The sequence below is a fragment of the Mesorhizobium sp. M0119 genome (genome assembly GCF_040322615.1).
Lineage (GTDB): Bacteria > Pseudomonadota > Alphaproteobacteria > Rhizobiales > Rhizobiaceae > Mesorhizobium.
On the sequence record NZ_JAMYTU010000083.1, the window covers coordinates 1 to 5,966 of the forward strand.

General features: G+C 61.7%; 6 protein-coding genes. 5 read left to right on the forward strand and 1 reads right to left on the reverse strand.

Translation table 11 applies throughout. The features are described 5' to 3' along the window. The coding region (locus NKJ40_RS31390; protein WP_352469341.1) for a LysR family transcriptional regulator at window positions 1–836 on the reverse strand (836 nt) is incomplete at its 3' end. Between the two features lie 103 nt (window positions 837–939). On the opposite strand from NKJ40_RS31390, the gene NKJ40_RS31395 reads away from it, so the two are divergent. The 5 genes from NKJ40_RS31395 to NKJ40_RS31415 form a co-directional block, all read left to right on the forward strand. Beyond that, complete coding sequence (locus NKJ40_RS31395) at window positions 940–2,472, forward strand: ATP-binding cassette domain-containing protein (RefSeq protein ID WP_051409767.1); 1,533 nt, start codon at window positions 940–942, stop codon at window positions 2,470–2,472. Beyond that, window positions 2,469–3,473, forward strand: a complete 1,005-nt coding sequence (locus NKJ40_RS31400; RefSeq protein ID WP_023722448.1) for an ABC transporter permease — start codon at window positions 2,469–2,471, stop codon at window positions 3,471–3,473. Before NKJ40_RS31395 ends, NKJ40_RS31400 begins: the two co-directional genes overlap by 4 nt. Before the next feature lie 22 nt (window positions 3,474–3,495). Next, the gene (locus NKJ40_RS31405; protein WP_023722447.1) at window positions 3,496–4,458 is read left to right on the forward strand and encodes a substrate-binding domain-containing protein; all 963 of its coding nucleotides are present in this window, start codon (window positions 3,496–3,498) and stop codon (window positions 4,456–4,458) included. 64 nt (window positions 4,459–4,522) lie between these two features. Continuing rightward, entirely contained in the window at window positions 4,523–5,416 is an 894-nt protein-coding gene (locus NKJ40_RS31410) for an amidohydrolase family protein (RefSeq protein ID WP_031195132.1), read from the forward strand. 35 nt (window positions 5,417–5,451) lie between these two features. Beyond that, window positions 5,452–5,966 (forward strand): SDR family NAD(P)-dependent oxidoreductase (locus NKJ40_RS31415; protein ID WP_352469342.1); only part of this gene is annotated, 515 nt, incomplete at its 3' end.

Sequence of the window (5,966 nt, forward strand, 5' to 3'; positions counted from 1 at the left end):
TTCATATGCCGCGAAGGACAGACCAGCCAGTATCCCGGAAACTCGATGACCTCGAACTCTATCGAGACCGGAACCAGAGAACCCGACACCAGGTCCTCGAATGCGATGGATGTGCTTTCCAGGACCACACCTGCACCGTCCTTCGCCAGTTGAACCGACATTGACGAACGGTCGAAACGATAGGGATACGTCATGCGGGCGCCCTGGATACCGTTGCACGGCAGCCAATAATCCCACCGGAAATAGGCCTTCACACTGTCGATCAACCGCGCATGGCGAAGCTGCTCGCGCGGATCCGGTGAGATCGCGCGCAGTTCGGCAAGATAGGAAGGCGAGCACATCGGCAGGATCAGATCGTTGACGACGCAATCCGAATAAAGGCCGGCCCAGCCGCCGTCGCCATAACGAAGATCGAGATCGATGACCTCCGTTTCGAAATCCGAGAAATTGGGCGTGGCGTCGACGCGCAAATTCCAGCTCGGATAGCCCTTGCTGAACTCGGCCAACCGCGGCGCCAGCCATTTCTCGCCGAAGGAAGGACTGACGCGCAGGCTAAGCTGGAAGCTTTCGCGCTGCCGCACAATGGCATTACGCACCTCGCGTATGGATTCGAAAGCCTGGGTGGTGGTCTGGAAGAGCCGCTCACCGTCGATCGTGAGCGAGAGATGGCGCTTTTCGCGCTGAAAAAGCCGGACCCCGAGTTGGTGTTCGAGCAGCCGCAGCTGCTGGCTGACCGCCGAAGGTGTCACCTGCAATTCCTGCGCGGCCTTTGCCACGCCGCCGAGCCGCGCGACCGCCTCGAAATGCGTCATCGAATTGAACTTGATGTCTGACATCGTCCTCGTCAGTTAAGCTCAGCTACACAGAATATTAAGAAACGAGAATTGAGCCGAATGTCAATCGGTCGCATCATCCTGTGGTCTCGGGAGGAGATGCAGGATGGAACCGGGTTCAACCCAAAGCTTGGGTAGTGCCGGCAATGTGCCGGCAGTTGGACAGGCATCGACCAGGAAGCCCCTGATCGAGGCTTCCAACGTCAAGAAGAACTACGGCGCAACACGGGTCCTTCGGGGCGTGAGTTTTCAGGTCCGGCCTGGCGAAATCCACGCGCTCCTGGGCGGCAACGGCGCCGGCAAAAGCACCCTGATCCGCATCATCACCGGGCTGATCTCACGCGATGCCGGCGATATTAGCTTCGCCTCGTCGAAGGCCGGCCACACCAGCCCGATCATCGCGGTGGTGCATCAGGAGCTGGCGCTATTGCCCGAGCTGTCGGTCGCGGAAAACATCGGCATTGTGCATGCGAGGTCGGGCTGGTCGCAGATCAGCCGTCGCCGCATGCGCGAAACCGCGCTCGGAGCGCTCCGGCTGATTGACCCAGCGATCGGCGAAGAGATCATCGAGCTGCCGGCACGCAAATTGTCCCTCCACGAAGGCCAGATCGTCGAGATCGCTCGTGCCCTTTCCACCGGAGCCGAAGTGCTGCTTCTCGACGAGTCCACGGCCAATCTCACTGCCGGCGAGACGGCCAAACTCTTCTCGGTGCTAAAGCGGCTGGTGCGAGAAGAAGGCATTGGTATCGTCTTTGTTTCTCACCGGATGCGGGAAATTCGGGCGCTCTGCGATGTCTGCACGATCTTGCGCGATGGCGTCACGATCGCAAATGCCACGCCGCTTGCATCGCTCAGCGACGCGGACATCATCCAGCAGATGGGCCAACACGCGCAGCGTCCAGCAACCCACCGCAAACCGCAAAAGGGCCTCCGACAGAACGCACCGATCGAGCTGCTGGGCCCGGATGACGTCAGGATCGCGATTTCGTCCGGGACCATTTTGGGACTGGCCGGCGCACCGGCGGGCCCGACCGGGCTCATTGCTCCGCTTGTGGGTGCCGGGCCCGGAGCTGGCTGGCACCTTTCCGGCGAGGGTTTTGGGAACGGCTTCTCGTCCCCAGCGGCCGCGGCGCGGGCCGGTATCGGCTTTGTTTCGGGCGACCGCGCAACCAAAGGGATTCTTTCGCAGCTGCCCATCGTCGATAACGTGCTTGCAGCACGCAGGGTTCGCGAAAGGCGGCGGATCGTGGCCGCAGCCGAGCGTCAGGAATGTCACGATCTCGTTTCAGCGCTGAAGTTGAAAGCCAGCTCGATCTGGGACCTGCCGGCCTCGTTGTCGGGCGGCAACCAGCAGAAGCTTCTCGTCGCACGGTGGCTTGGGCTGCCGCTCCGGATGGTGGTGCTGGAAGAGCCGACGCGTGGCGTCGACATCGGCACCAAGCACGACATTTACGGTTTGATCCGGGAGATGGCCGACGCTGGCGCGATCATCATCTGGTGGTCGACCGAGAACGTCGAAATGCTCGAGCTTTGCGACGCCATTTTCGCCTTTGACACCGATGGGCGGCCAAAGGGATTCCTGCCTGAAGAGCACTTTACCGAAGAGGGGCTCGCCGAACTGACGGGGATGGCGGCATGACCGACGCAACCGACACCACCACCACCACGAAAAAACTCCGGACCACCACGTCGCGCGTCCCAGTGGTTCTTTTGTCCTACCGCACCGAAGCCGCGATTGCCGCTGCGATCGTCGTCCTGCTGCTGGCCGTCGGCATGTTCGTGCCCGCAGCACTCAGCATGGGCAATGTGCAAAACATCATCCAGGCCGCCGCGCCTCTCATAATCATGTCGCTCGGTGTTTTGCTGGTCGTCATCACCGGCGGAATCGATCTTTCGGTCGGTTCAGTCTTTTCCCTGACCGGAATGGTGACCGCGTTGGCGATGGCCAGTGGCGCTGACGGACTGACCGCGAGTGCTGCCGGCCTGGCGGTCGGCCTTGTGTTCGGCTCGATCAATGGCCTTCTGGTCACGGTTGTCGGGCTTGCGCCTTTCGTCGTCACGCTCATTACCTACGCGGTGGCGGGCAGCCTTGCCTTCATCGTCACCAATGGGCGTTCGATGCCGATGGGCGCCCCGGATTTCTGGCTCCTGAATTCCGGCGAGATCGTTCCCGGCATGCCCAACCATCTTCTATTCTGCATCTTCCTGATGGTCCTGCTGGAATACGCCTTGCGCAAGGTCGTCCTTGGACGCTGGTTCTATGCCGTCGGCTCATCGGCAATTGCTGCCCGGCTGCTCGGCATTCCGGTTCTGCGCATCAAGTTCGCGGCCTATGTCGCTTCAGGGCTGCTTGCCTCTTTCGCGGGACTGCTGACCGTCAGCTACATCCTCAACGCCGAAGCTACGGCAGGGGCGAGCCTGATGCTGCAGGCGATTGCCGCCGTGGTCATCGGCGGCGCCAGCCTCTTTGGCGGGACGGGCAGCGCGATCGGCGCCGTGCTGGGCGCGCTGATGATCACCTGCATCCAGAACGGCGTGAACCTCATTGGCGTGAACAGCTTCTGGCAAGGCTCAGTCACCGGCGCTGCAATCCTGCTCGCGGTTTTGATCGACCGCTTCAGCAACAAGAACCGCATCTAGATCATCAACGGGAGGAACCAAGATGAAAATGAAGACAATCCTGCTTGCAGCATTGGCGGCGGCCGCCTTGTCCAGCGCATCATACGCGCAGGACAAGAAGACCGTCGCCTACATCGCCCCATCGCTGGACATCTCCTACTGGCAATGGGTCGGCTACGGCGTCAAGGAGAAGGCCAACGAACTCGGCATGGATTATGTCGAGTACACCTCAGAAAACTCACCCGCCAAGCAGATGGACAATGCTCGGATCGCCGTGACCAAAGGCGTCGCGGCCATCGTGATCGGCCCCGTCAGCTCGACCTCGACACCGCCGCTGCTCGACTATCTGGCGAAGCAGAAAGTGCCGATCGCCTTCGCCGGCATCGGGCCGCAGCCGGGCCTCACCAACTATACGTCCTCGGTCACCGCGAACAACTATGAGACCGGCAAGGCGCAGGGGAAATTCACCTGCGAGCTTGCCAAGGAGCGTGGCGGCAACAAGGTTGGCATGCTGTCGCTGCCGCAGGACCGGGAGAATGCACAGAAATACCTCAAGGGCGCCAAGGAGGCGTTTGCCGCCGACGGCTGCGACCTCGTCCAGATGCTGGAAACGCGGGGTCTGACGATCAACGAGGCCGTCACCCAGGCAAACGACCTCTTGACCGCCAATCCCGACATCAAGGCCATCTACGGCATGTATGACGAAGCCGGCACCGGCGCCGCCAAGGTGGTCGAGACCCGGGGCCTCACCGGCAAGATCGGCATCACCGTGGCCGACGGCTCGCCGACCACGATCGCGCTGCTGAAGAAGGGAGCGATCCAGGGCATCTTCTTCCAGGAGGCGGTGGGACAGGGCATCGACGGAACCCAGCAGGTCTACAACGCACTGACGGGCGCACCGGTGACCCAGGACCTGGCCTTGGTCATGCCTCTTGTGACCGCCGACAAGGTCGAGAGTCCTGAGGCCAAGAGGGTCATCGCCCGCGTCTTTCCGCCGAGCAACTGACCGCCACCCAATGGACCCGCCCGCTTGGCCGGCGGGGCCAGACCTCGAGCAAGGAATCCCGACCGTGGCCGAGCTGCCGTTCATCGATCCGCACCATCATTTGTGGGATCTGGAGACCAATTATTATCCGTGGCTGACCGACGGGGTTAAGCCGTCGGCTTTCGGTGACTACGAGGCGATCCGCAAAAGCTACCTTCTCGACGACTACCTGGAAGACGCCAGGAACCAGACCCTGGTGAAATCGGTGCACTTGGACGTAGGGTTCGATCCCAGCGATCCGGTTGGGGAGACGCGCTGGCTGCAGGAGATCGCCAACAAGCGGGGCTTCCCCCACGGCATCGTCGGCTATGCCGACCTGTCCATACCCGATGTCGGCGACCTCCTCGACCGCCACATGGAATATCCGAACTTCCGCGGTATACGGCAGTCGATGAATTACCATCCTGACCCCGCCAAGACCTATCAGTCGCGTCCGGAGGTCAGCCGGACACCCGAATGGCGACGTGGCTTCCGGGAACTGGCGAAGCGCCGGTTGAGCTTCGACTTGCAGCTCTACTATCCGCAGATGGGCGAGTTTCTCGAGCTCGCGCTGGACTTCCCCGACGTCCAGATCATTCTCAATCACACCGGCATGCAGGTCGATGGCCCTGAGCATTTCGATGCTTGGAGAAAAGGCATGCATCAGTTGGCGCAAGCGCCGAACGTCGCCTGCAAGATCTCGGGTCTCGGCATGGGCGACTGGCGATGGACCGCTGCATCGATCCGTCCCTATGTCGAGGAAGCGTTCGGGGCGTTCGGGGTCGGCCGCTGCATGTTCGCGACGAACTTTCCGGTCGACAAGCTGTTTTCGAGCTTCGATGCGATCGTGAACGCCTTCAAGGAGATCACGCGAGGCTACACCCATGAGGAGCGGCTTGCGTTGTTCCACGACAACGCCGCCCGGTTCTACCGACTTTAGATCACCGGCAAAGAGAAATAGCAGGAGAGTTCGACATGTTGCTGAAGGGCAAGGCCGTGGTGATTTCAGGGGCCGCGAGCCCTCGGGGGATAGGCCGCTCCACGGCAACGCTGATGGCGGAGCAAGGCGCGCGCATTGCTATTCTTGACCTCGATGAGCAACAGGCCCGTGACGCCGCCGAGTCGCTTGGGCCCGAGCACATTGGCCTCGCCTGTAACGTCGCCGACCTCGATGCCTGCAAGAGGGCTGCTGCCGAAGTGGCCGAAGCCTTCGGCAAGGTCGACGTGCTGTGCAACATTGCCGGGATCACGCAGCCCGCAAAGACACTGGATATCGGCCCGGCTGACTGGGACCGCATGCTCGATGTCAACCTACGCGGCGTGCTCTATCTCAGCCAGGCATTCATCCCGAACATGCGCGAAAATGGCGGTGGCTCGATCATCTGCATGTCGTCGGTTTCGGCCCAGCGCGGCGGCGGCATCTTCGGTGGCCCGCACTATTCGGCTGCCAAGGCGGGTGTTCTGGGGCTTGCCAAGGCCATGGCGCGCGA

What these genes read in the sequence shown, in the direction of transcription:
- NKJ40_RS31405 (WP_023722447.1), top strand. Translation starts at nt 3,496, where the DNA reads ATGAAAATGAAGACAATCCTGCTTGCAGCATTGGCGGCGGCCGCCTTG.
- NKJ40_RS31395 (WP_051409767.1), top strand. Translation starts at nt 940, where the DNA reads ATGGAACCGGGTTCAACCCAAAGCTTGGGTAGTGCCGGCAATGTGCCG.
- NKJ40_RS31400 (WP_023722448.1), top strand. Translation starts at nt 2,469, where the DNA reads ATGACCGACGCAACCGACACCACCACCACCACGAAAAAACTCCGGACC.